This is a genomic window from Arcobacter arenosus (assembly GCF_005771535.1).
Lineage (GTDB): Bacteria > Campylobacterota > Campylobacteria > Campylobacterales > Arcobacteraceae > Halarcobacter > Halarcobacter arenosus.
Map to the genome: position 1 here is coordinate 619,817 of NZ_VANU01000001.1, position 21,009 is coordinate 640,825.

Here is a 21,009-nt window from a genome sequence, read left to right on the forward strand (position 1 = left end):
TTAACCTTTCATAATATATGCTAACTTCATATATGGTGGTAAATTTTTATTTGCACCATCCACACCTGCATTATCAATTGTTACTGTATGAGAGTGGTCTCCTGCACTATTTGTATTGCTAAGAGAATAAGAATTTCCATATCCATTACTATCATATGTGTTTCCTCCAACAAAAGCGGTATGAGTATGGTTTCCTGCTGTATTTGTACTTCCTGTATGAGAGTGTTTTACAACTACTGCATCTGCACTACCACCAGTTGTTCCAATATCTGCTTCTGTTGTTGTACCCATTATAAATGTATCTGACAAATCAGGAGTACCATTTGTACCATCACATAAATACCAACCGCTAGGAATAGAAGTTATTGCTCCACTCCACATAAGAATACAACCACTTGGAACACCCTCAATAGTTAAATCTCCACTTCCCCATATTGATTGTTCATTTATAGTTTTTAAAGAATGGGTGTGATCACTATTCGATTTTAAATCTAGTGCTTCTTGTGTTAATGTTGAAATAGGTTTCCCTAAGTCACTTGTGTTCTCAACACTATCTAAGCCTAAAGCCATTTTAACACCTTCTGGAGTTCCAGTTGTTCCAATGCTTCCACTTAAAAAATCTCGTAATGTATTTATTAGGGTGTAAAATCCACCTTTGGTTAAATTACTATCTGAAAAATCAGGTAAATTAGCCATTGTTATATCCTTTCATTAATATATCAACCAATCCAGTAGTTGCATCGCCATTGATATCATATACTTTGATTAATGCTCCGTTTGTATTTTTTATGTACTTAACTGAATAAGCATCACCGCCATCATCTTGTAAAACTCCACCTACCCATTTAACTGAATCAATATTTTCTGCTGTAACTGTTTTCCCTTCTATTGGAATTTCAACATCATCTAAAGTCTCTAATATATCTATTGCATCAATTTCAACTTTAAACTCTCTGATAATTGGTTGTGTAGGTGAATCATCAAACTCTATTTTTATTTGATAGGGTGTGTTTGCTTTTGCTTTAAATCCACTTGTATAAACTTCCCAATCGTTTTGTGTTGCTTCTCTATAAAGATAATCGCCACTTGGTAAATAAGCATCGTCACTATCAAAGAATAATTCATCACCAAAAGTTCTATAATAAATTGTTGGACTTCCATCCCCTTCATATATAACCTTTGCTGTTTCCCCTACATCAGGATAAAAGATACCAATAAATGACATATCCCAAGTGCTATCACCATTGTCAGTTGTTGCTACTAATTCGCCATCTATTACAGTACCATTTGAGATAGTTCCATTAAATCCATTGTCTGCATAATCCATTGTGAATACCAAATTGTTGTATAAAGAAATTGATTGAGTGAAGATGATATTTGATGTGTTTGCACTTTCATTTCCAAAAATATCAACCGCTTTTATCATCAAAGTGTAAGTACCTTTTGTGCTTAATAATTCAGTTTGATATGGTGAAGCGGTAATTAAACTATCACTTAATGGTATTGCTGTGTTCCAATCAGGATAATCACCTAATTGATATCTAATTTCATACCCTTTAAAATCAATAGGTTTATTTGCAAGAGTGAAATTTAAAGTTTTCATTTCTTTTGTAGCACCACTAATTGTGAAAGTGCTAACATCAGGCGGTATTGTGTTATCTTGAAATACTACTTGAACAGTTTGTGTATCAACTTTAATATCGTATGTTTCACCATAGATTAAATCAGTTATTGTTGTGCTATTTTGACTTACATTTTTTAAAAATGTATATTCTGTATCTGTTGAAAGTTTGTAGTATATTGGGTAGCTTAGTTTTCTGCCAACCCAAGATACATTTAATCCAACCTCATAAGACTCTTGATTTTTGATTAAGAATGTTTGTGCTTTTAGGTTTGATACTTCGGCACTAGTTGTTGATTCTTCTACTTCTATCGTCACATCATCATCATAAACAGTTGGGTTATATTCTAATGCTGTAATTTTTTTTATAAAATCATTTGATGTTGAAAGGTTTGTAACTCTATATAAATTTGTTGCTTCTGTATCTAGTTTACCAAAAGCAAATACTACATTTTTTGCTTCATCTGTAAGTGTTGTATCTATTGTAATAGTATTGGTTGATTCTGTCGTATCCGCTGTAAAGTTATAAGAATATATAGAATCATCTTCTAACCTTAATTGAATTTCATAATCTTCATTTTCTTCTAAATCTATTTCTTGGTCTAAAGTTATAGTCGTTCCGTTAATTCCACTTAATCTACCATCAGCTAAAGTATTACTCATATACTTAACACCAACTTTAATTACATCACCAACAGTACAAGCAATTGAATCAATATCTGCTTCAAAAGAAACTGTTTCACTTAAATACCTATTTTGGTTTAAAAGAAATTTTGCATATCTTAAAGCAATAGTTCTATCGGTACATCCATATAAATTAATTTCTGTTTTTCTCTCCGTTGATGTGCTATCAAAGTCATCACTTTGTACTTGAACAGTTTTAGCATTGTATGAATCAGTTGAATCGTAATAAGTAACATCAATAATGTTTGCTCTATCGTTATATGGTGCATAATCAACTTGAAATGTTCCATCTAAAATGTTTCCACTTGTAAATAAAAATGATTGAGTAGGAACATCAACAACTTTTGAGACAATAGGAGTAAATATACTTCCAAATTGAACGACTGTTGCCCTTCCTAGAACAGAACACATATTTAATGCAGATTGTAGTTCTTGTTGTGAATCTAAGTATAAGTTACAAGTAAAGCCTTCTGTGTCACAATAATCCGCCCACTCTTGAAATTTAGTTAAGTTGATATCTGAATCAGGTATTCCTTCTCTTTTTAATAAATCATAACAAGCCCAAGCGGGATTGTTTTTAGGATATAAAACATTTCTAGTATTTGTGTTATCTACTATTGTAGTTATTGTTGGGAAATTTCCATTTAGTTGGTCTGTTGCCATAGCTTTTACGCTTAACAATGCTACATTTGGATAAATAAAATCATCATATATAATCTCATTTACATATTCTAAAGTTAAAGAGTTTGCTGTTCTTGTATCTTCACTAAAAGATGACACCCTTGTAACTCTAATATCATATTGACCTTGCTCTAAGTCTTTTATATTTATTGCAAGTCTTTGAGTAGTTTTATAAACCTTACTTATTGTTTTAGTTTCGTATGTTGTATATTCTGTATCTGTACTTAATTTATACTCTATTTTGTATTGAATTGGGGTGTCTGGAAGAACATACTTACTACTATCATTTATATAATAGTGTCCGCTTCCTAAAGTCAATACAATTTCCAACTCATTGATTGAATTTCCTATTGTTGTATAAACTGTGTCTCCACCCGTTGTATCTAATCCAATACCAACATTTGATGTTAAAATAGAATCTCTAAACCCGTTAATTAAAGTTTGATTGTTAGTTCCAAGTCTAGTATCATAAGTAACATTATCAAAGTTATCTATTGCCTGATTGTTTATCTCAATATCACTTATTGAATCAACTTCACCATCATTTAAAGCCATCAAGACATTTAAATATTGCTTATCTTCTTCTAGTGATAAATAACTTCCAATAATAGGTGGTGTAATTCTTGCTTTCCCTAACATAATAGGTAGAGTTGTTCCAACTTCTCTTGCGTTTGAACTACCACTAAATGAATATGTTGGCGAAACTTCTTCTAGTGATGTGTTTGTATTTACAGAAGGAGTAGCAACTGGGAGTAGAGCATTAATAATCATACCCCCCGCTAAAAATACCGCTCCAGTAAATATTGAGGTGGCTATACTTGAAGCAAAAGTAATCTTTGATAAATATGCTCCCATTTGTGGTGCAAAAACTGAAAGTGCTAACATAGCAACAGTTCTAAGAACTTTATTACCACCGCCACCACCTTTAGGTATTGGCACTACTGCTAAACAATCATGTTGTCTTAGAATATAAGTAAAATCTTCTGTAATCTTTCCATTTAAGGATGCAACATATTCAATAGATTCATCTTGTGTGTTTAAATAATGAAATATTGCTAAACCACCATCTATTTGTGTTATCGTTTTATTATGTCTATCAAAAGGATTATTTATTACGATTAATTGTGCCATTCGTAAAATCCTTTTATAAATGGTTTAAACATTGGTGAATCCATATCTATGATATGTGTATTTTTACCTTTTACTGTATGTATTGCTCTTTTTTCATCAATAGCAACTGCGAAATGAGTCACTAGTTTTGGGTGATTTTGATTTAGGGATAATGCTACTCCACAATGTTTTTTAGGAGTTTTAATTTCATTCCAATTTCTACTAACATAATCTAAATACATAGCCATTGTTCTATTTGGTTGATATGCTGTTATTTTTGTATCAGGAACATCAATTCCAAGTATTTCTTTATAGTAAAGCATTAATAGTCCGTAGCAATCTACTCCATTAAAATCTCTGCCATTATCTACAAATGGAATGTCTAATAGTTTTTCTAAGTTATACATTTACACTCCCATTCCCAATAGTAGGGAAACCGCCATATCTTGATGAATTACTAAGAGTTCTACAATTTGATAAACTCTTATCACACGATGAGGCAACTCCCGAATATCCACATTGAGTTGATTTAAATTTAAATCTACAATTATTTGGATACATTCTGTAAAGTGGAGTTCTTGCTCTAAATAAATCTCTTGCACTAACTTTAAAAGAAACCTCTGCAAAATTAATACTAGTTGATGATAAAATCAAGTTTGTACTAAATACGGGTGTAGTATTGTCTAAATCTTTTGTATTAACAACATACAAAGTACAAGTAATAGGTGTAAAACCATTTGTTTTTACATATGTTTCATATTTCCTTACATACTCTCCTATTACATTATTTATATTTGCTACTTTAATTTGAAATTGTGAAATTTCAGCATTTGATGTTTCGCTTCTTTCATCAATAGAAAAAGGAAACATTTGCCATGTATAAGAGTTCCAAGCAATATCTTCATTGTTATTTACTATTCTAATTGTGTCAGTATCAGGAATGTTTATTTCTAATAAAACTAAGAATAAGCTATCTGTATTTAGTTTGTTTTTTTCTACCGCTACAACTGAACTAAGATTTAACATTACACTTCCTTAAGCACAACTGTTGTGCTTCTATAAAGAGGTGATACATAATTAATATCTATGTCATCTTGTGTATAGTAAACCTCATGTATTTCATCTGTTATTGGATGTTGGAATGTAAATGAAAGACCTTGATTATCCATGATAAAGTTTTCTAGTGTTTCGGCTTCTGCTACTGTTAAAACTGAATACCCAATAGTAAAAGTTTTTAATTTTCTAGTGAATTGTGGTCTTGTTTGAGTGTATCCACCTTGATAATCTGATTTTAAAACCTTTTTAGAACTTGTTTCTTTAATTGAAGTTGCGATTAGTGTTGGATAAATAGCCATTATACTAAACTCCTAAGTGCATCTCTGCTTCCATTTTTATTTCTTGATATTGCATCAAGTACAAGTGTAATGACTCTTTCTTGCTCTCCATTTTGATTTGTTTTTGTTAATTCTGATACTTGTTCTGCTGTAATTTCACTTGATGTGTTGTTCGTGATGTTTAATGTTACTTTAGAAGGCTTACTTTGCACACCCATTTCACCATTACCCATTCTCATAGGTGCAATAAGTTCACTTCCCGCTTCTCCCGCAACCCCAAGTCCTCCACTATGACTAAAAAGTGTTGGTGAATTAACTACTCCACCCGTTGCGAAGGCTTGAACTTGTCCATTGATGAAAGCGTTTCCGTTTGCGTTGAATAATGTACTAATAAAACTACCTACACCACCAAATAGACTACTTCCTACTCCATCAAACATTTTATTAACTTGAGAACTAATAAATTTACTTGCAAGTGATTTTAAGAAGCCATCAAAAGCATTTTCCCCATTTAGTAGAGTGTTAGCAAAGGCATTTCCAAAGCCACTATCAAAATCCTCTCCCATTTGTTCCCAAATTGGTTTAGACTCATCTTGTAAGTTTTCAAACTCTTTTACTTGTCTATCGTTTATTTTTTGAAGTTCACTATCATAATATTCTCTGATTTGTAATTTATCTGCTTCTGTTGTTTCAAGTTCTTGAACTTCTTTTAAAAGCATTTCTCTTTCATAGTCATATTTATCCATAGTTGAACGTTTATATTTATCTGCAAAACTTTTTACAAGTTGGTCTTTTTTCTCATATAATTCATCTAATGCTTCAAATTGTGCTTCTGCTTGATAAAATTCGTAGCCTAAATCTTTATCGATAACAGGATTATTACTTTTATTTAATAATGCCAATCTATCTTTAAGTGCTTTTATTTCTCTTTCAAGTTGTATTTCTCTAAGAGTTTTTTGACCTTGAATTCCTGATTCTTCTTTTGTCTTTGTCTCTTTGTATAATTTTGATTGTAATTCTGTTAATTTTGATGAAAGTTTTTCAATCTTTTGAATATGGGAATCCATACCATTTTCAAGCATTGTTTCAGATTTAAAAAGACTAAAAATGTTTTTATAACCTTCATTTAAATCATCATTCATAGAGTTCCATTCAGATCCTAATTTCTGAATTTCTTCTGTTGTTTTTTTAATTTCTTGATTTATCTCATATTCTGATAATTCTCTTTGAATTCCTAGTAAACCCTCAAAGGCTCTTGTCGCAGTCAAGATAGATGGTGCCAACTCAACCGCTAATTTATTTCCAATCCCTGTAAATGCTTTAGATAAAGTATCAAGACTATCATTTAATGCACCTGCATTTTCAGCAAATTCAGTTGATATTACATTCCCTGTTATTTCTGCTTGTCGCCCTAATTCTGCTATACCCTCTGCACCCTGATTAGCAAGTCTTACAACATCACTTGCACTTTTTGAAAATATGTCTTGTGCTATTGCTGTTTTTTCTAACCCATCAGGAAGTTTTGAAAGTCTGTCAGCAATAATATTAAATGTAGTTTCTACATCAGTAAAGTTTTTCCTTGCAAAATCTGCACTAATCCCAAGTTCATTTAAAGCATTAGCAGCAGCACCGCCACCATCTCTTTTGAAATTGTTTGTTCTTCGAATCATTGCAGATATTGCAGCATCTAATTGACCTACACTCACCCCAGAAAATTCTGCTGCATATCTCATTTTAGAAAGATATTCTGTAGTTACTCCAATTTTTTCAGCAGCTTCACCTGTGGCATCAGCTAAATCAACAGAAGATTTAACCATATTTGCAAATACACCAACAGAAGCAGCAGAAGCAAGTCCAACGATGGCATTTTTCATTAATTTTGTAGCGGATTCAACTTTCTTCTCAGCCTTTTCAAAACCTTGAATAAGTTTTTGGGTATCTGCTTTTACATCAATAAGAACTGATCCAATTGTTTGTGCCATCTGTTATTTCACTCCAAATATTTTTTTAATATTTTCTTCAAGCCTTTTATTGTCTTTAGGCTTAACTTTCTTCTTATGACTTATAAGAAAATCTTCAGTCTTTTTATCTGCTCCAACAGAGGCTGCTAATATCTGACTTATTACTGCAAGTTGATATTCTTGTCTGTCTGCAGGAAATGGCTCTAAATCATAATATTCTTGCCACTCCAACAATTCTGCATGAGTCAAAGTTGCTCTTAACTCCGCTACTGTTTTACCAAGTAAAACCGCAAGTTTAAATATAAACCTATGGTTTTTAACTACTTTTTTTCGTTAGAAAACTCCATCAAAAAACCGAAGATTTCTTCAACACCTTTAAAAGATGATTCATTTAAAGACTTTAATTCTTCAACACTAATTTTTGGCTCTACCAAACAATCACTAACTGCTTGAATCATTCCAGAAATTGATCCTTCATTTTTCTGAATTTGATAATATCGGCTAGTTTCCTCAAGCGTTAATCTCTTGATTTTTACTTCGCCTTTCCATGAATCAACATTAACCTTCTTCTCTTCAATTGGAAAGTTACTTTTTAAATCTTTTAAATCAACCATATTTTTCCCTTATTTTATATTCTTCCTTTTTTGAGTGAGGGGAAAGGAAAACGAAAACCCCTAATTTTATGCAGCAGCAGTAATTGTTGGTAATCCAACCCTTTCAGCTGTAATATTCGCTTTATAAAATCCGTCTTGTTCACCATCTACAGTAAACCCCGAAATCTTGCAGATTTGAGCGATTGTTGTTCCATTTGTTCCTAATGAATCATTTAACTCTATAATAATTTGAACTTCTTCGTTGTTATCAATTGCTGATTCAATTTTATTAACCCCTTCTGTCCCCGATGGATTGTATAAAACAGTTGCGTTAAATGTTCCAAGTTGTAAACTCCCAAGTGCTACAATTTCACTATATTCTGTATCATTTACAGGTGTGTATTTGTTTACGTTTCTTGATTTGTCAATAATATTTCCTATGCTATCGATATGCCCTATTACTGATGCACTTCCTGCAGGTGTTCCACTTGGTGCTGCATCAACACTAATTTTTATTCCTGATACTTCAGGAGATTCTGAAATTGCCATTAATCACCTCTTTTATTAATTTTGAATTCTATTAACTGTCTATGAAGTTGTGTATCTTTTTCATAAATATCTCTTGAATTAAATTCATAGACAATATGACTAAACTGATATACACTACTTTTAACAGCACTTGTTATCTCTTTCATTTGTTCGTAAAAACTCGAAAAAACATCAATTTGAAAAGTGTACTTACTTGAATAATTAACACCTTCTAATGAAGTTTCATCATTTATATTTATTGTTTGAACAGTAATATATGGTGAAGGTGAATTTTCTGGTGCAAGCAGTGGATAAACACTATTTGAAATAAGTGTTTGTAATGTTGCATCATTTAATAAGTGTTTTATTAAATCAACTTCTACCATTTTTTGCTTTCTCCACTTCTTTATCTATTCTTTTTGCCATATACTTTTTAGCTGCTTCAATAGATTGATTGTCTTGATTCTCAAATGCAGGACGCATAAAAGGTTGTGCTGACATTTTTGAAGTTCCAAACTCAATCATATGTGCATAGAAACCATCATATTTACCACCCCTTCTAGGAGTTACAGAAAATCTAACTTTACTTTTATCTCTTGATCTTCTTTTTATGATTCCAAGAGATTTTTTTAAATTACCTGTATCTTTAGGTACATTTTCTTTAGCAGCATCAAGAATTGGTTTACACCCTGCTCTTAATGCACCATTCAAAACATTTTTTTGAATATTCTGTGGAAATTGTTTTAGTGCTTCAAGTAAATCATCTGTTTTTAAAGTAGATTTAATTTCAATACTCATAAAACTTCCTCACATAATATTTCTAACTCTTGATTTTTTTCAAAGATATTTAAAACACTTAAAATCTTGAAAACTCTATTGTTAAATAAAATTCTTTGTTTTGAATCAATCAAAACTGAATATCTAACTCTAATCTTATGAGATAGTGTTGAATAGTTTTGATTACTCAAATACTGCTCTTTCCCTGATATAGTTTGAATCGAAGCCCAAGTTTCAAAAACATCATTCCATGAGTCTATTTTTTCATTGAAAGCATTTGTAGTGCTGCTTTGCTCTTGAAATGCAATTCTGTGTCTTAGGTTTCTTGCATACATTAAAATTCACTTATTTTAAATTGGTCTAATACATTATTTGCAAACTTTGACACTTGCGTTTCAACACCATCAAACTGCTCTAAAACTTTATAAGCTAACCATGACATTAATAATTCAGGAATATCTGAATATCCTGCTTGAAATGTGATTTTAAAAGCATATTTATGCTCTTTGTATGTTGGAATATCATCTATAATTTCAACTTTCCCGATTCCATCTTCTTCGTAAGAGTAGTAGATTGATGTGTCTAATATTTGATAATCTCCGTTGTCGTCCATGTATTCGATTTTATCAACCGACACAAGCGGAGTCTTAGCTAAACAAGTACCACTTACCAAAGAATCAATATAAAACTCAAAAGTTGCAACACCAAATTGTCTATTTGTATAGTTTTCTGCAAAAGCTACACTTGAATTTATCAACATTTGGATAGTTGCATCTTCATTTGTATCTGTTATCCTCATATATGCTTTTACTTCTTCTAATACATTAATAGTTGGTGTTACTGTTTTTTTAAGCATTATTTTTCCTTGATTCCTAAAATATCATCAATTTCAGCAATTCTTTTTTCAAGTTCTGCTTTTTCTGCTTTCAAGTCATCTTCAAAAAGTGCTTTTTCAAGTGCTTTTTCTTTTTCTTTTTCTGCTTCTAACTCTTTTTTTTCTGCTGCAAGCATTGACTTATATTTTTTCTCTGCTGCATCCCCTAAAGGTACTGCAATTTCATTTTTTATAAGTCTAAAAGCTTCGTTGTCATTTATTGTTTCTTCTTTGCCAGTCTGATAGTTAATATCTTTTCCGACAAGCGAAGTTAAAAATTTAACTTTCATGGCAAACTCCTATTAAGAAGCTGCCATTTGAAGCGTTTTAACTGCATCTGCTAAAACAAGTTTCGCATCAACTCTTTTGTCAATTCTAAAACCAACATGACCTGTTCCTGCATATAGTTCATCTAATCTTTTTAAAGTCATAACTTTTCTGTCTTTAATGTGGTAGTATGAAAAATCACCATATGCAATAGGTTTTGCTCCTGCTGCGATATCAGGCATATATTTATTAATTCTAATTGGTTTCCCATCGAATGTGTCAGGATTTCCACCAAACCCTTGTACCCATAAATATTGTCCGTTAGAATCTTTCATCTTTCTAATAGCATTTCTAGTGTTTTTATTCATCATTAAATAAGCATTACCTTCATAATCTTCATCTAAAGAAGTCATTAAGTCTAGGATTTCATCAGGTGCAATCGCTGTTGCACTAGCCGCTGTTTTACCAACTGTTGCAGTAACTAATACGCCTGTTGGCTTAGAATTTCCATCACCACTAATAAATGCTGCTTCCTCTGCTTTTGTAGTAGATTTTGCAAATTTCATTGCAACATATCCCTCAATTGATGGGACTGAATCTTGTAATGACTCATCTGTAACTTTTAAGATTCTACCTGTCTTATATGCTTTCAATTGAATTGTTCCGATTGTTGGATCACTTTCTGGGTAAGTACCTTCTTCATCAATCCATCCATTTGCTCCATCGTCACCTTCTACAGGCATATTTTCAGTATGTGTTGATGTTGAAACTGTTGCTAAATCTCTAATATAAGATTTTTCTGCAGTTTTCATAATGATAGTATCTGCAAAAGATTCAGGCACTAAATAACCACCTTCTGAATTAGTTGCTGTGTTTAATGATCTTTTCTCAAAATTTAAACCTCTTGCCATATTCCAAAAGTTTTCTCTTGCTTCATCAATATCATTATCTTGTCTTTCATCTGCTGCAACTACAACAACTGGCTTAGATACAGGCTCATTCATAAATGAGGCTCTTTTTTCTGCTTTTTCTAATCTCTCAATATTTCTTTGTGCATCTTCAAATTGCTTTTCTAAAGAATCATATCTTGTCGCTTCTTCTTCTGTTAAACCTTTTTCTTTGTCTGCACCTTCGATAATCCCTCTCATTTGAACGTCAAGAGAAGCTAATAAGGCTCTTAATTGCTCTAAATTCATGTTTATTTTCTCCTATTATTTGAATTTAATTTTTTTTCATATATTTCATATGAATATCTTTTCTCATTAACTTCAACAGGCTCATTAGATTTGATTTTTATTGCTCCTGCATCTGCACCTTTCCAAACTGCACTTAACTCAATTATTCTAAATTTAGTTACTAGCAGTAGGTCATTGTCATCTTTCTTTTCTGTATATTCATAATCATCTATTCGATAACCAATCGACACATCAGTTAAGATTCCGTCATCATATTTTTGTTTGAGTATTTGTGATTGTTCGTCTTTTCCAAATCTCACATCCCCAATTAACTGATTCTTTTCAACCCTTAAATTCTCAACCACACCAGATGCAGTATCTACACTTGGGTTATGGTCTTTGAAAAAAGTCTTTAGGCCTGAATAATCAGCACCTTTTATGTCTAATTCCTCAATAAAAATTGTGTCATCCCACCAATCGTATCTTTCACACGCATTATCTGTTGAGATTAAAATAAATGTTGCATCAGCGTTTGTATTTGCTTGTGCATCTGCTCTTTGTTCTGTTTCTTTTTGTTTAGAAACCAGGGATGCACTTCTATACATAACCCTTGAACAAATTGCACTTCTTAACTGTTCTTTATTCGGCTTCATTATTGTCCTTTTGCTCCGTCATGTTTAGTGGAACTAAATAAGTGTCTCCATCTTTGATAGGATTCATATCTTCTTTTTCTCGGATTTCATTTGCACTATAAACACCCATATTTCTACCAATGTTATAAGCATTAAATCTTGATTGGATATCCCCTCTCAGTAACCCATCAACATTAAATTTTGCATAGTATTTTTTTCTTTCTTCTTTCGATAAAAGTTGCTTCTTAATAGATTTTTCAATTCTGTTGATATATGGCTGCAATGTATATTTAACTAATTCTTGCGATTGTTCAGAAATGTTGTTAAATGAAGATTTTGAAAGGTCGGCTACTAAGTGCGGTGGAACTCTATACATTCCACATATTTCTGATTTTTGAAATTGTCTTGTTTCTAAAAACTGACTATCGCTATTTGATAATCCGATTGATGTTATATCTGCTCCACCTTCTAATAATGCTACTTTGTGTGCATTTTCGCCACTATGTGCTTTTTGCCAAGATTTCTTTAATCTTTTGTATTGTTCATCATTTAGTGTTTGTGGGATTTTTACTGCAATTGGTGGTGTTGCATTGTTTTTGAAAAATCTACTTCCATAGTTTTCGGCAGATTTTGAAAGCCCTAAAGAATCCCTTTGGTATTCAATAGGAGACATTCCACTCCACCCATCTTTTGAAAAACCAATTACTTCAAAAATCTCATCTTGTTTGAATTCGTAGGTATGCTTTCCATTGTTATATGTAAATATAATAGAATCATCTTCTAATCTATATTTTGTTACATTTGTAGCAAGTAAAGGTACTAATTCAAGTATTTTCCCTGCTCTACTTTTAATAATTTGTGCGTAAAAATTCCCATTTAAACATAAATGAGCGATACAAACTTCCCAAAAAGTTACAGAAGTCATATCTTTATTTGGCTCTAAATTTAAAATATCGTATAGGTTGTGTGTATATGCTTTTGATTTTTTATTGTTTTTTGAGTTGTATTCGTATAAATGAATAGGTAAAGAGCCAGTAGTTTCACTTAAAACTCTAATACATGAGAAAACTGTTGATATTTTCATTGCATTAGATAATGTGATATTTTCGCCACTTGTTGATTCTCTAGGTGCGAATAGTTCACTAAATTCTTGTGATGATGTTGCTACTTCTTGGCTTCTAAACCAATTAAATGGATTTAAATTCATGCCTTATTTTAAGCATTAAGGCTATTTAGCTTTAAGTTTTTAGACTACTTGGAATCAATATAGACTAAATAAATCTAAAGCCTCTATCTTCATAAGGGTTTATTTCTTCTTCCTCTTTTTTATCTGTCAGATAGACTCCAACTGCTTCTGCAAGTGCTACCATGCCATCTACTTTTTCAATTGATTTATCTTTGTCTATTTTTATATTATCAGATGGATCACGTTTTAATACTACATTGCTGCACATCCAATTTAACACTTCATTATTACCATGATTTAAATTGTCTTGTAGTGCTAGAACTTCAATTTGCTTTGTTGGTGCTGACATTGAAGCAAACCCTTGTCCGAATGGAACTAAAGTTGTAATTTCTTCATTATTTAGGTCTGTTATTAATTGACTACTATTCCATCTATCATACGCTAGTAGTTTTATATTAAAAAACTCACAATATCTTTGAATGTCTTTCTTAATTACATTGTAATCAATAATATTTCCATCTGTGGCAGTTATTAATCCTTGCTTTTCCCAATCTAAATAAGGCACTTTGTCTCTATTTGCTCTTTCTCTTAGGTTGTCTTTTGGTATCCAAAATCTAGTGAGTATATCCATATAGCCACTTTCAGTAGGAAAAATTAAAACTAATGCTGCAATATCTGTTGTTGAAGCTAAATCGAGTCCACCATAAGCTATTTTTGTTTTTAACTCTTTTAATTTAGTGAAGCCAATTTTTTCTTGACCTCTCGTCCACACATTGCTTTTAATCCAAGTCATAGGCTTATCGCACCAAACATTTAAGTGTTTTGTTTTAAATGCGATTAATGCTTCTTCTGATTCATTAGCAAGTGAGATTTTACCTTCCATATATGAATAAGTTGGACTCACACCTAAATTTGGGTTAGCTTTTTTCCATATCTCTCTGTCTTTCCAAAAGTCATCATTTTTTAAATCTTCTTCACTTGGCTCAAACAGTACAGGGTAAAATCTATCATCTTTTATTATTCCTTTTTTAACTTTTTTAGCATAAGTATATATAAGTCTAAAAAAGAAACCTTGCATATTGTAGCCTGCAGTTGAAAGGTGTATCTCTAAAGGCTCGTTTCTTCCTGCCAAACCATCTGACATAATCTGATAAAGGTCTATTGTTTTATGTGCGTGTCCTTCATCTACTGTTAAGAATGAAGGTCTTAACCCATCCTTTGTGTCTGCCGAACTTGTAAGAGATTGGAATTCGTCCTCAAATGCTCCATCTTCTTTAGTTATTCTTGGTGGTTTAACTGTGCTTTTAACTAAGCCTAATAAATCAGGCTCTTGTTTAATCATTGTCAAAAATACTTTATGAATAATCTTTGCTTGTTCTGCTTCTGTTGCTATTGAATATTGTTCTTTTGCTTTTTCATGATCAATAAAAAACATTATTGCATGAAGGACTCCCGCAAACTCTGATTTACCATTTTTCTTAGGCATAAAGAAAAGTGCCTTTTGGTATCTTCTTAAATCCTTAAACATTCCACTTTTATATTTTGTTCCGAATATGTCTATGATAGATTCTATTTGCCACACTTGAAATTGAAAATTAACTCCTGCAAACTCTCCTGAAGTGTGTTTGAGCATGGAAGAAAATCTAACACACTTATAAGCTAATTTTTCATCAATATAATATTCACTATTTGTTAATTCTTTGGTTTTTTTATTAATATATTCTTTTGCTAGTTCCCAATAAAATTTAGGCTCATTAAATTCTCTATTCTTCATTTAAAATATCTAAAATACCTTTTTCTTTTTTTTCTTTAGTTTCTAGTTTTGTTCTTGCAAGTGGATTTAAACCAAGCCTATCACTATAATTCAACATCATCTTTTGATGGTCTAACATCATTTTGTGATATGGATGTACTGTTGCTCTGTTTAATTCAACTGTTAAAGTTCCATCTTCTGACTCATGAGTATCTCCACTTAGCAGTACACCACATTCTAATGATTTAACATAGTAGTGATTGTATGCTTGTGCTGATAGTGCATAGCATAAAAGTATTTGTTTATCGCATTGTTCATATAATCCCATATCAATTAAATCTTTTGTTGCTGTTGATAGTATTTCAATACCAAGTGCGGTAAGTTTTGAATTAGCAGCTAATACTTGTGTCTCTTGTTCTATCTTTGGGGGAAGTTTAATTTTTTCTTTTGGCTTTATCTCTATTCCAACTCTTTTTTTATTGGCTTCAATTTTTTTTACAAGTGCAGCAACTTCATGTTCATCATAAAATGTATTCCTACCTTTTTTAAATCTTTGAAGTTCACCATTTTTGACATACCTTGATAGTGTAGATTTATCACAATTTAAAATTTTTAATGTATCTTTTTGATTCTGCATTTTAACTACAACCTTTACTGCAACCTATTTAAAATTTTTGAAATCCAAAGCGAGGGAAAAGAGTTTTGGGTGTCGATAAATCGCTCTTTATGTCTGATAAGATTTTCATACCCCTACCCCTTTACCTTTCGTCTTTTTATTGTGGCAACTCATACAAAGAGTTTGCAAGTTCTCTAAATCATATGCTGCTCCACCATCTTGTATTTCTACAATGTGGTCTACAACGTGGTCTCTATGCTTTAATCCAATAGCAGCATGGCAGCTAGTACATTTAAAACCATCCCTAATGATTGCTTCTTGTCTTAAGTCTTTCCACTTCTTAGATTGATAAACAGATTGATTCTCTTTATTCCTTGAGGTCTTGTTATATTCTTTTTCTATCTGCTGCTTACACTTCGGGCATCTTTTCCCTTGATACACTCCATGTTTAGAACAATGTTTATTATTAATGCTCGGCATTATCTAATCCTTTATAGAATCCAATCTTTGTATTGTTAGTAAGTTCATATATATAATCAAAGTCTGACTCAATATCTTCTGGTGCTAGTTTTAGACTTACATATCCTTTATCAATCATTAATTGTATTTCTTTTGGCAATTCAACAAATACTATTCCACCTGTTTTAAATATCTTTGCATTGATTGAATAATCTTGTCTATGAATTGCATTAAAGAATTGTGTATGTAATCCGAATCTGAAACATAATTTTGAAGCTATCCAAATGTTTCCTGATACTAAACCATCTAGTATGTAATGCTTTGAATTGTTAATGCAAATTTTGCTCATTATCTACCTCCTCAATTAAAATGTTTAACCCATCAAATTCGGCATTTGTATGCTTTCTTACTATCAACTCAACAATAAACTTATCATCCTTATAAGCTATTCCATTTAAGCTATCAAATAAAAGTTTTATTACTGAATCAATGTCATAGTTTTTTCTATCTTTGATTAGTACATCACATTTAAAACTAACTTCTCCATCTATCTTTTTTATTTTTTGTCTTATGGCTTCCATCTGTACTAATTGAATAAACTCTTTTGCTTTTTTATTTTTAATAATAGATGGTCTGCCATTTCTAATTATTGGCTGATATAACTTGTTTAGTAAGATTGGAATAGTTTTAAGAATTAATAAATTCTTCATTGTTCTCCCACCCAATTTTTATAGTATCAATTCTGCTTAGTCCATGAATAGGAAAACCAATTTGATGTATGTGTCTATGGCAAGGAACACAAATGTTTATTAGTGTTCTATCATCTTTTTTTGCAAGTCCAAATTCTGCATGATGTGGATAATCTAAATCATCACTTCCACATATTTGACAAAACTCTTTACTAAGAATAAATTTTACTCTTGCTTCAAGTTCTGCCTTTTTTACTTTTCTATCTTGCTTCTTTTTAACCTTGTGAAGCTGTTGTGCTTTAGAATATGGAGCAGTCACTATTTCTCCACTCTCTTGTCATTCTTATTCTTATCCCATTGCGTTTTACTTGTAGTTGCATAAAGGATATGACCTTTTTTACTTCTCTTAAAATAGATACCATTCTTGTAAAATTCGTTTTCTGCAAGTTTAGTCATTCTTCGCCCCATTCATCACAATATGCTTTATATAGTGGTTTTTCATAATCTTTGTACTCTACTTTTAAATATGCTATTCTCTCTTTTGATAGACTTGCTATCCAATCGCTAACTGGTGGCTTTGCGTAATACATCATCATTTCTGAACTCTCTTTAATCTTTTTTCTGCATAATGCAAACACTTTTTAGCTTCTCTTATTGGATTAGTTGCACCATGTCTATTGCCTAATCTACTCCAAAGTGATTTTAAGATATTAAATTCATATCCATCTAATTGTAGATACTCATGTAAATCATCTACATCCTCAACCCAATCAGGAATTTTATAGAAGTCGTTTTTACTTCCATCATTTTTGGTTTCAGAAGGTACAACTCCACCATCGCTAAAAAATGTTTCTTCATATTTTCTATTCATTTTGTAAGTCCTAATCTTATTGCTTTAACTCTAATCGCTTTTAGTTCCCTATAATCTTCTAACTCACTTTGGATATCTTTAAAAGTGCATCCTGCTTTTCTCATATTGATTAATGTTTGAGTATCGTAATTGCTCCATGTGATATAACTTTTCATGCTACGCTCTCCCAGTATTTATTTAATTTGTTATTGTGTTTTTGAATCAAGTCTTTTTTAGATATTAAGTTTCTATCACATTTGATAAATTCTTGCTCTGTAATTCTCAAACTAATTTGACTGTTAGCTTCCCTAAAAATATGTGAATATTCTTCTTTATTTTTTTGCATTTCATTAAACTTGTAAGAGATTGACTTAATATGTCTTTTTAATTTTTTAGCAATATCTTTATTTTTACTATTGAAGTGTTTTTCAACTAAGATATAAACCATTTCTTCATCTGAATAAACTTTCTTATGTGTATCTTTGTTTGAATAGTTATGCTTTTTTGAGTAAGCCATCATTTGTTTAACATATCTCTTGTTTGCGTTCAATGCGTGTTGCTTAGTACATTCTTTACTTGCACAAGTGATTTGGTCGTCTTTTGCAGTCCAAGTTAATGTTCCACAAATGATACAGTTGAACTCTCTTTCCTCTTTTCTTCTTTTCTCTCGTCTATGTATTTTCTTGCAAGTTTCACTTTTGCAAATAATATTGTTTTGTCTGTATGGTGTAAAAAGTTCATTGCACACTTTGCATCTTCTACGTCTCATGCTTCACTCTTTGCATCTAATAATTTTGAAACTGCTTTGTTAAATGTTTCTTCTGTTGTGTATTGCTTGTAAAGTAAAAGTCCTTTTTCATTGAATACACTCATTTGATTTGTTTGTTTGTCATAAGAGATTGACTTGATATGTTTTGCATCTATTTTTTTAGTCATTACGCACCTAATCTTTCAAGAACTAACTGCTCTTTACTTTTATGTGTTAATTGTGGATATTCTTTTTCAAGTGTTAATTTGAAAACAATCTTTTGTATCTTTTCTCTTAAAACTTCTTTGTGGTATCTCACAAGCCTTACAAGTTCAGGTCTTTTACCAATCATTTCTAAAACTTTTAAATCTTTAGGCTCATTACCAAATTCATCAAAAAGTCTTTTGCTTATCTCTTTGCAATATAAGTCTTTACCTATTTGAATTTCCCAATTTACCCAATCGAAAACATCAACTGTCTTTTTAAATAATCTTTCTGAATAGTCCTCAACCTTCGATTTTTGTTGTGAATTTAATCTTGGTGCATTTTGTTTTTTAAAATCTTTTACAAGTGCTAAAAACTTTTGATATCCAGTTAGATACTGATATTTGGATTCATTGAAATTCTCTTTGATGAAGAATCTAAATAGGCCTAAATCATGAATACTTGTTAAATCTTCTATCATGTCTTGCATAACTAAAGAATTTGTAATATCTACGTTTAAAACTCTTGAAACGTATTTGATTATGTCGTTTGATGTAATATTAGCACTCATAAATCACCTCACAATCTTGAACATCTTGGTTTTGCATATTTGCAAAGTAATCATCAATGAATTTATCAGATTGCTCTCGTTTTGATAGTTGGTTGTTTTGTTGTTTAACCTGATAAAAGTCTTTCCAATTACTAGCAATAGCTCTTTTTATGATTTCTTCATTTCTTCCAAAGTCAAAATATTTCTGCAATAATCTATCATGGATTTTTAAAGTAGTCTGTAATTTCATCTTCTTTCTAAGGGCAGAATATTCTAAATACAAATCCTTCTCCGACTTGCTTAATTTACTAAATAAGTGATGGTTAAATAAAGAAGGTGATGGTTCAAGGGGTAAAGCCTCTTTACTTTGCCCCCCTCTAGGTGGTAAAGCCTCTTTACTTTGGTGGTGGGGTAAAGCCTCTTTACTTTGCTCAAATTTTTCTTTAATTTCTTCATCAAGATTTTGTAGATTTTCAAGAGGATAAACTATATAAATTTTAGTAGTTGAACTTCCGTTTTTTCTACTTCTTTTTTTAGACAATAAAAGGCTTTTCCCTTCAAGTTCTTTCATGTGTTTTATTACAGTAGGTTTTGATAGAGAAGTTTTTAAAACAATAGTATTGATTGATGGATAACAATATCCTTCATCATTCGCATTGTCTGCTAAAGCTAACATAATAAGTTTTTTATTAGGATCTAAAGTTTCATCTCTAAATACTTTTTCCATTACTTTAATGCTCATTACTCACCTTCTCTTTCAAGAAGTTTATTTATATAATTAACTCCTTTTTGATATACAAGTGTTTTAAGGCTTATATTGGTACTTCCATCAGGCTTTGTATATTTAGATTCAATTACTCTAAAATATCCTCTATCTATGAAAGTTTGAAAAGGTATATTGTCTTTTTGTAAAACCTTTTTTTCTCTCAAAAATTCAAATAGTTTATTTCTTCCAATATTTTTATCTAATACCTTCGCAACTTTTGCCATATCAAAAGCAGTTTTACTATTTGTTACTGCTTCAAAAAATTCTACTTTAGGTTTTTGTTCTAATAAAAGTTTTTCTTGAAGTTCAATTTGTTCAGCTTGTTTTGAAGCTAACAATAAAGCTTCGCTGAAAGTTTGTGGAATATTGAAGTTTGATTGAGATAGTTTTTGTTTCATAAGTGAGAATGCTTTTACAAGATTAACTTTAAATCTTTTTACTATCTCGTTGTTTCTCATAAAAGACATAATTAACATTGATTGATTTTCATTAAGGTGTGTAATTTTAATAGGTCGTCCACCGTTTGAGTTTTCCGATTTCAAATCCGTAAACTCAACTGTTCCAAATTCTCTAAGTTCAGTAATATTTTCTTTAATTAATCTCATTACTGTCTCATGTGAATTTTGTACATTCTCTGCAATAACTAAAGAACTAACAAGTAGTTCACCATTTTTTTCTGTAACGATTTCTTGACTAAATAAGTCAGATTGTAAGTTTAAGCTCATGATTAAATCCTTCAAAGACGTTAAGCTAAATCAGTTTTTACAAATACAACTGTAAAACCAACTCCCTCTTTAGTCTTTGAAGGAATTGAAGTTCAAGGAGTTGGCTTTGTAAAAAGAACTTAAGTGCCTATTGGATAAACTAATCAGACACTATTTCGGTGTGTGGTTATTGGCTTTACTCTTTGGTCGGAAGCAAGCCAGTAACCTTAAAAATTCCCACATAATG

The 21,009-nt window shown here is 31.2% G+C and carries 31 protein-coding genes; all 31 read right to left on the reverse strand.

Annotated features, from left to right (window positions below; genetic code table 11):
• The 31 genes from FDK22_RS03150 to FDK22_RS03285 all read right to left on the reverse strand — a co-directional run bounded on the left by FDK22_RS03150 (position 1) and on the right by FDK22_RS03285 (position 20,783).
• Positions 1 to 696 (reverse strand): phage tail protein, encoded by a 696-nt coding sequence (locus tag FDK22_RS03150; protein ID WP_138151432.1) that lies wholly within the window; start codon positions 694 to 696, stop codon positions 1 to 3.
• Positions 689 to 4,117: a phage tail protein gene (locus FDK22_RS03155; RefSeq protein ID WP_138151433.1), complete on the reverse strand. Its 3,429-nt coding sequence runs from the start codon at positions 4,115 to 4,117 to the stop codon at positions 689 to 691. Before FDK22_RS03155 ends, FDK22_RS03150 begins: the two co-directional genes overlap by 8 nt.
• Complete coding sequence (locus FDK22_RS03160) at positions 4,105 to 4,503, reverse strand: NlpC/P60 family protein (RefSeq protein ID WP_138151434.1); 399 nt, start codon at positions 4,501 to 4,503, stop codon at positions 4,105 to 4,107. The genes FDK22_RS03155 and FDK22_RS03160 overlap by 13 nt, the downstream gene beginning before the upstream one ends.
• A complete protein-coding gene (locus FDK22_RS03165; protein ID WP_138151435.1) occupies positions 4,496 to 5,122 on the reverse strand; it encodes a hypothetical protein in 627 nt (208 codons plus the stop codon). The genes FDK22_RS03160 and FDK22_RS03165 overlap by 8 nt, the downstream gene beginning before the upstream one ends.
• The gene (locus tag FDK22_RS03170; RefSeq protein ID WP_138151436.1) at positions 5,122 to 5,451 is read right to left on the reverse strand and encodes a hypothetical protein; all 330 of its coding nucleotides are present in this window, start codon (positions 5,449 to 5,451) and stop codon (positions 5,122 to 5,124) included. Before FDK22_RS03170 ends, FDK22_RS03165 begins: the two co-directional genes overlap by 1 nt.
• Positions 5,451 to 7,412, reverse strand: a complete 1,962-nt coding sequence (locus FDK22_RS03175; RefSeq protein ID WP_138151437.1) for a phage tail tape measure protein — start codon at positions 7,410 to 7,412, stop codon at positions 5,451 to 5,453. Before FDK22_RS03175 ends, FDK22_RS03170 begins: the two co-directional genes overlap by 1 nt.
• A gap of 3 nt (positions 7,413 to 7,415) precedes the next feature.
• A complete protein-coding gene (locus tag FDK22_RS03180) occupies positions 7,416 to 7,640 on the reverse strand; it encodes a phage tail assembly protein T (RefSeq protein WP_138151438.1) in 225 nt (74 codons plus the stop codon).
• Between the two features lie 71 nt (positions 7,641 to 7,711).
• On the reverse strand, positions 7,712 to 8,005 hold the full coding sequence (locus tag FDK22_RS03185; protein WP_138151439.1) for a hypothetical protein: 294 nt from the start codon (positions 8,003 to 8,005) through the stop codon (positions 7,712 to 7,714).
• A gap of 66 nt (positions 8,006 to 8,071) precedes the next feature.
• Positions 8,072 to 8,533, reverse strand: a complete 462-nt coding sequence (locus tag FDK22_RS03190) for a hypothetical protein (RefSeq protein WP_138151440.1) — start codon at positions 8,531 to 8,533, stop codon at positions 8,072 to 8,074.
• Positions 8,533 to 8,898 (reverse strand): tail completion protein gp17, encoded by a 366-nt coding sequence (gene gp17, locus FDK22_RS03195; RefSeq protein WP_138151441.1) that lies wholly within the window; start codon positions 8,896 to 8,898, stop codon positions 8,533 to 8,535. The genes FDK22_RS03190 and gp17 overlap by 1 nt, the downstream gene beginning before the upstream one ends.
• A complete protein-coding gene (locus FDK22_RS03200) occupies positions 8,885 to 9,310 on the reverse strand; it encodes an HK97-gp10 family putative phage morphogenesis protein (protein ID WP_138151442.1) in 426 nt (141 codons plus the stop codon). Before FDK22_RS03200 ends, gp17 begins: the two co-directional genes overlap by 14 nt.
• On the reverse strand, positions 9,307 to 9,624 hold the full coding sequence (locus tag FDK22_RS03205; RefSeq protein WP_138151443.1) for a phage head closure protein: 318 nt from the start codon (positions 9,622 to 9,624) through the stop codon (positions 9,307 to 9,309). The genes FDK22_RS03200 and FDK22_RS03205 overlap by 4 nt, the downstream gene beginning before the upstream one ends.
• On the reverse strand, positions 9,624 to 10,145 hold the full coding sequence (locus tag FDK22_RS03210) for a head-tail connector protein (protein ID WP_138151444.1): 522 nt from the start codon (positions 10,143 to 10,145) through the stop codon (positions 9,624 to 9,626). Before FDK22_RS03210 ends, FDK22_RS03205 begins: the two co-directional genes overlap by 1 nt.
• Positions 10,145 to 10,453, reverse strand: a complete 309-nt coding sequence (locus tag FDK22_RS03215; protein ID WP_138151445.1) for a hypothetical protein — start codon at positions 10,451 to 10,453, stop codon at positions 10,145 to 10,147. The genes FDK22_RS03210 and FDK22_RS03215 overlap by 1 nt, the downstream gene beginning before the upstream one ends.
• A gap of 12 nt (positions 10,454 to 10,465) precedes the next feature.
• Complete coding sequence (locus tag FDK22_RS03220; protein WP_138151446.1) at positions 10,466 to 11,626, reverse strand: phage major capsid protein; 1,161 nt, start codon at positions 11,624 to 11,626, stop codon at positions 10,466 to 10,468.
• Positions 11,627 to 11,628: 2 nt separating this feature from the next.
• Positions 11,629 to 12,258, reverse strand: a complete 630-nt coding sequence (locus FDK22_RS03225; RefSeq protein ID WP_138151447.1) for an HK97 family phage prohead protease — start codon at positions 12,256 to 12,258, stop codon at positions 11,629 to 11,631.
• Entirely contained in the window at positions 12,245 to 13,444 is a 1,200-nt protein-coding gene (locus FDK22_RS03230; RefSeq protein WP_138151448.1) for a phage portal protein, read from the reverse strand. Before FDK22_RS03230 ends, FDK22_RS03225 begins: the two co-directional genes overlap by 14 nt.
• 64 nt (positions 13,445 to 13,508) lie before the next feature.
• Entirely contained in the window at positions 13,509 to 15,197 is a 1,689-nt protein-coding gene (locus tag FDK22_RS03235) for a terminase large subunit (protein ID WP_138151449.1), read from the reverse strand.
• Complete coding sequence (locus FDK22_RS03240; protein WP_138151450.1) at positions 15,187 to 15,813, reverse strand: P27 family phage terminase small subunit; 627 nt, start codon at positions 15,811 to 15,813, stop codon at positions 15,187 to 15,189. The genes FDK22_RS03235 and FDK22_RS03240 overlap by 11 nt, the downstream gene beginning before the upstream one ends.
• A gap of 105 nt (positions 15,814 to 15,918) precedes the next feature.
• The gene (locus FDK22_RS03245; RefSeq protein WP_138151451.1) at positions 15,919 to 16,272 is read right to left on the reverse strand and encodes an HNH endonuclease; all 354 of its coding nucleotides are present in this window, start codon (positions 16,270 to 16,272) and stop codon (positions 15,919 to 15,921) included.
• Positions 16,259 to 16,600 (reverse strand): hypothetical protein, encoded by a 342-nt coding sequence (locus FDK22_RS03250; RefSeq protein WP_138151452.1) that lies wholly within the window; start codon positions 16,598 to 16,600, stop codon positions 16,259 to 16,261. The genes FDK22_RS03245 and FDK22_RS03250 overlap by 14 nt, the downstream gene beginning before the upstream one ends.
• Entirely contained in the window at positions 16,581 to 16,961 is a 381-nt protein-coding gene (locus FDK22_RS03255; protein WP_138151453.1) for a RusA family crossover junction endodeoxyribonuclease, read from the reverse strand. The genes FDK22_RS03250 and FDK22_RS03255 overlap by 20 nt, the downstream gene beginning before the upstream one ends.
• The gene (locus tag FDK22_RS03260; RefSeq protein WP_138151454.1) at positions 16,939 to 17,259 is read right to left on the reverse strand and encodes a hypothetical protein; all 321 of its coding nucleotides are present in this window, start codon (positions 17,257 to 17,259) and stop codon (positions 16,939 to 16,941) included. Before FDK22_RS03260 ends, FDK22_RS03255 begins: the two co-directional genes overlap by 23 nt.
• Before the next feature lie 133 nt (positions 17,260 to 17,392).
• The gene (locus tag FDK22_RS15660; RefSeq protein ID WP_212744970.1) at positions 17,393 to 17,536 is read right to left on the reverse strand and encodes a hypothetical protein; all 144 of its coding nucleotides are present in this window, start codon (positions 17,534 to 17,536) and stop codon (positions 17,393 to 17,395) included.
• A complete protein-coding gene (locus FDK22_RS03265; RefSeq protein WP_138151455.1) occupies positions 17,533 to 17,811 on the reverse strand; it encodes a hypothetical protein in 279 nt (92 codons plus the stop codon). Before FDK22_RS03265 ends, FDK22_RS15660 begins: the two co-directional genes overlap by 4 nt.
• Positions 17,808 to 17,966, reverse strand: a complete 159-nt coding sequence (locus FDK22_RS15665; RefSeq protein ID WP_171012902.1) for a hypothetical protein — start codon at positions 17,964 to 17,966, stop codon at positions 17,808 to 17,810. The genes FDK22_RS03265 and FDK22_RS15665 overlap by 4 nt, the downstream gene beginning before the upstream one ends.
• Positions 17,963 to 18,559 carry a hypothetical protein gene (locus FDK22_RS03270; RefSeq protein WP_138151456.1) on the reverse strand — a complete coding sequence of 199 codons (597 nt, stop codon included), beginning with the start codon at positions 18,557 to 18,559 and terminating at the stop codon, positions 17,963 to 17,965. Before FDK22_RS03270 ends, FDK22_RS15665 begins: the two co-directional genes overlap by 4 nt.
• Positions 18,556 to 18,726 carry a hypothetical protein gene (locus tag FDK22_RS15670; protein WP_171012903.1) on the reverse strand — a complete coding sequence of 57 codons (171 nt, stop codon included), beginning with the start codon at positions 18,724 to 18,726 and terminating at the stop codon, positions 18,556 to 18,558. Before FDK22_RS15670 ends, FDK22_RS03270 begins: the two co-directional genes overlap by 4 nt.
• On the reverse strand, positions 18,726 to 19,313 hold the full coding sequence (locus FDK22_RS03275; protein WP_138151457.1) for a hypothetical protein: 588 nt from the start codon (positions 19,311 to 19,313) through the stop codon (positions 18,726 to 18,728). Before FDK22_RS03275 ends, FDK22_RS15670 begins: the two co-directional genes overlap by 1 nt.
• Entirely contained in the window at positions 19,303 to 20,034 is a 732-nt protein-coding gene (locus tag FDK22_RS03280; RefSeq protein WP_138151458.1) for a helix-turn-helix domain-containing protein, read from the reverse strand. Before FDK22_RS03280 ends, FDK22_RS03275 begins: the two co-directional genes overlap by 11 nt.
• Entirely contained in the window at positions 20,034 to 20,783 is a 750-nt protein-coding gene (locus tag FDK22_RS03285) for a phage antirepressor KilAC domain-containing protein (RefSeq protein WP_138151459.1), read from the reverse strand. Before FDK22_RS03285 ends, FDK22_RS03280 begins: the two co-directional genes overlap by 1 nt.
• Positions 20,784 to 21,009: the final 226 nt, after the last annotated feature.

What these genes read in the sequence shown, in the direction of transcription:
- FDK22_RS03150 (WP_138151432.1), bottom strand. Translation starts at nt 696, where the DNA reads ATGGCTAATTTACCTGATTTTTCAGATAGTAATTTAACCAAAGGTGGA.
- FDK22_RS03155 (WP_138151433.1), bottom strand. Translation starts at nt 4,117, where the DNA reads ATGGCACAATTAATCGTAATAAATAATCCTTTTGATAGACATAATAAA.
- FDK22_RS03160 (WP_138151434.1), bottom strand. Translation starts at nt 4,503, where the DNA reads ATGTATAACTTAGAAAAACTATTAGACATTCCATTTGTAGATAATGGC.
- FDK22_RS03165 (WP_138151435.1), bottom strand. Translation starts at nt 5,122, where the DNA reads ATGTTAAATCTTAGTTCAGTTGTAGCGGTAGAAAAAAACAAACTAAAT.
- FDK22_RS03170 (WP_138151436.1), bottom strand. Translation starts at nt 5,451, where the DNA reads ATGGCTATTTATCCAACACTAATCGCAACTTCAATTAAAGAAACAAGT.
- FDK22_RS03175 (WP_138151437.1), bottom strand. Translation starts at nt 7,412, where the DNA reads ATGGCACAAACAATTGGATCAGTTCTTATTGATGTAAAAGCAGATACC.
- FDK22_RS03185 (WP_138151439.1), bottom strand. Translation starts at nt 8,005, where the DNA reads ATGGTTGATTTAAAAGATTTAAAAAGTAACTTTCCAATTGAAGAGAAG.
- FDK22_RS03190 (WP_138151440.1), bottom strand. Translation starts at nt 8,533, where the DNA reads ATGGCAATTTCAGAATCTCCTGAAGTATCAGGAATAAAAATTAGTGTT.
- gp17 (WP_138151441.1), bottom strand. Translation starts at nt 8,898, where the DNA reads ATGGTAGAAGTTGATTTAATAAAACACTTATTAAATGATGCAACATTA.
- FDK22_RS03200 (WP_138151442.1), bottom strand. Translation starts at nt 9,310, where the DNA reads ATGAGTATTGAAATTAAATCTACTTTAAAAACAGATGATTTACTTGAA.
- FDK22_RS03205 (WP_138151443.1), bottom strand. Translation starts at nt 9,624, where the DNA reads ATGTATGCAAGAAACCTAAGACACAGAATTGCATTTCAAGAGCAAAGC.
- FDK22_RS03210 (WP_138151444.1), bottom strand. Translation starts at nt 10,145, where the DNA reads ATGCTTAAAAAAACAGTAACACCAACTATTAATGTATTAGAAGAAGTA.
- FDK22_RS03215 (WP_138151445.1), bottom strand. Translation starts at nt 10,453, where the DNA reads ATGAAAGTTAAATTTTTAACTTCGCTTGTCGGAAAAGATATTAACTAT.
- FDK22_RS03220 (WP_138151446.1), bottom strand. Translation starts at nt 11,626, where the DNA reads ATGAATTTAGAGCAATTAAGAGCCTTATTAGCTTCTCTTGACGTTCAA.
- FDK22_RS03225 (WP_138151447.1), bottom strand. Translation starts at nt 12,258, where the DNA reads ATGAAGCCGAATAAAGAACAGTTAAGAAGTGCAATTTGTTCAAGGGTT.
- FDK22_RS03230 (WP_138151448.1), bottom strand. Translation starts at nt 13,444, where the DNA reads ATGAATTTAAATCCATTTAATTGGTTTAGAAGCCAAGAAGTAGCAACA.
- FDK22_RS03235 (WP_138151449.1), bottom strand. Translation starts at nt 15,197, where the DNA reads ATGAAGAATAGAGAATTTAATGAGCCTAAATTTTATTGGGAACTAGCA.
- FDK22_RS03240 (WP_138151450.1), bottom strand. Translation starts at nt 15,813, where the DNA reads ATGCAGAATCAAAAAGATACATTAAAAATTTTAAATTGTGATAAATCT.
- FDK22_RS03245 (WP_138151451.1), bottom strand. Translation starts at nt 16,272, where the DNA reads ATGCCGAGCATTAATAATAAACATTGTTCTAAACATGGAGTGTATCAA.
- FDK22_RS03250 (WP_138151452.1), bottom strand. Translation starts at nt 16,600, where the DNA reads ATGAGCAAAATTTGCATTAACAATTCAAAGCATTACATACTAGATGGT.
- FDK22_RS03255 (WP_138151453.1), bottom strand. Translation starts at nt 16,961, where the DNA reads ATGAAGAATTTATTAATTCTTAAAACTATTCCAATCTTACTAAACAAG.
- FDK22_RS15660 (WP_212744970.1), bottom strand. Translation starts at nt 17,536, where the DNA reads ATGATGATGTATTACGCAAAGCCACCAGTTAGCGATTGGATAGCAAGT.
- FDK22_RS03265 (WP_138151455.1), bottom strand. Translation starts at nt 17,811, where the DNA reads ATGAATAGAAAATATGAAGAAACATTTTTTAGCGATGGTGGAGTTGTA.
- FDK22_RS15665 (WP_171012902.1), bottom strand. Translation starts at nt 17,966, where the DNA reads ATGAAAAGTTATATCACATGGAGCAATTACGATACTCAAACATTAATC.
- FDK22_RS03270 (WP_138151456.1), bottom strand. Translation starts at nt 18,559, where the DNA reads ATGAGACGTAGAAGATGCAAAGTGTGCAATGAACTTTTTACACCATAC.
- FDK22_RS15670 (WP_171012903.1), bottom strand. Translation starts at nt 18,726, where the DNA reads ATGACTAAAAAAATAGATGCAAAACATATCAAGTCAATCTCTTATGAC.
- FDK22_RS03275 (WP_138151457.1), bottom strand. Translation starts at nt 19,313, where the DNA reads ATGAGTGCTAATATTACATCAAACGACATAATCAAATACGTTTCAAGA.
- FDK22_RS03280 (WP_138151458.1), bottom strand. Translation starts at nt 20,034, where the DNA reads ATGAGCATTAAAGTAATGGAAAAAGTATTTAGAGATGAAACTTTAGAT.
- FDK22_RS03285 (WP_138151459.1), bottom strand. Translation starts at nt 20,783, where the DNA reads ATGAGCTTAAACTTACAATCTGACTTATTTAGTCAAGAAATCGTTACA.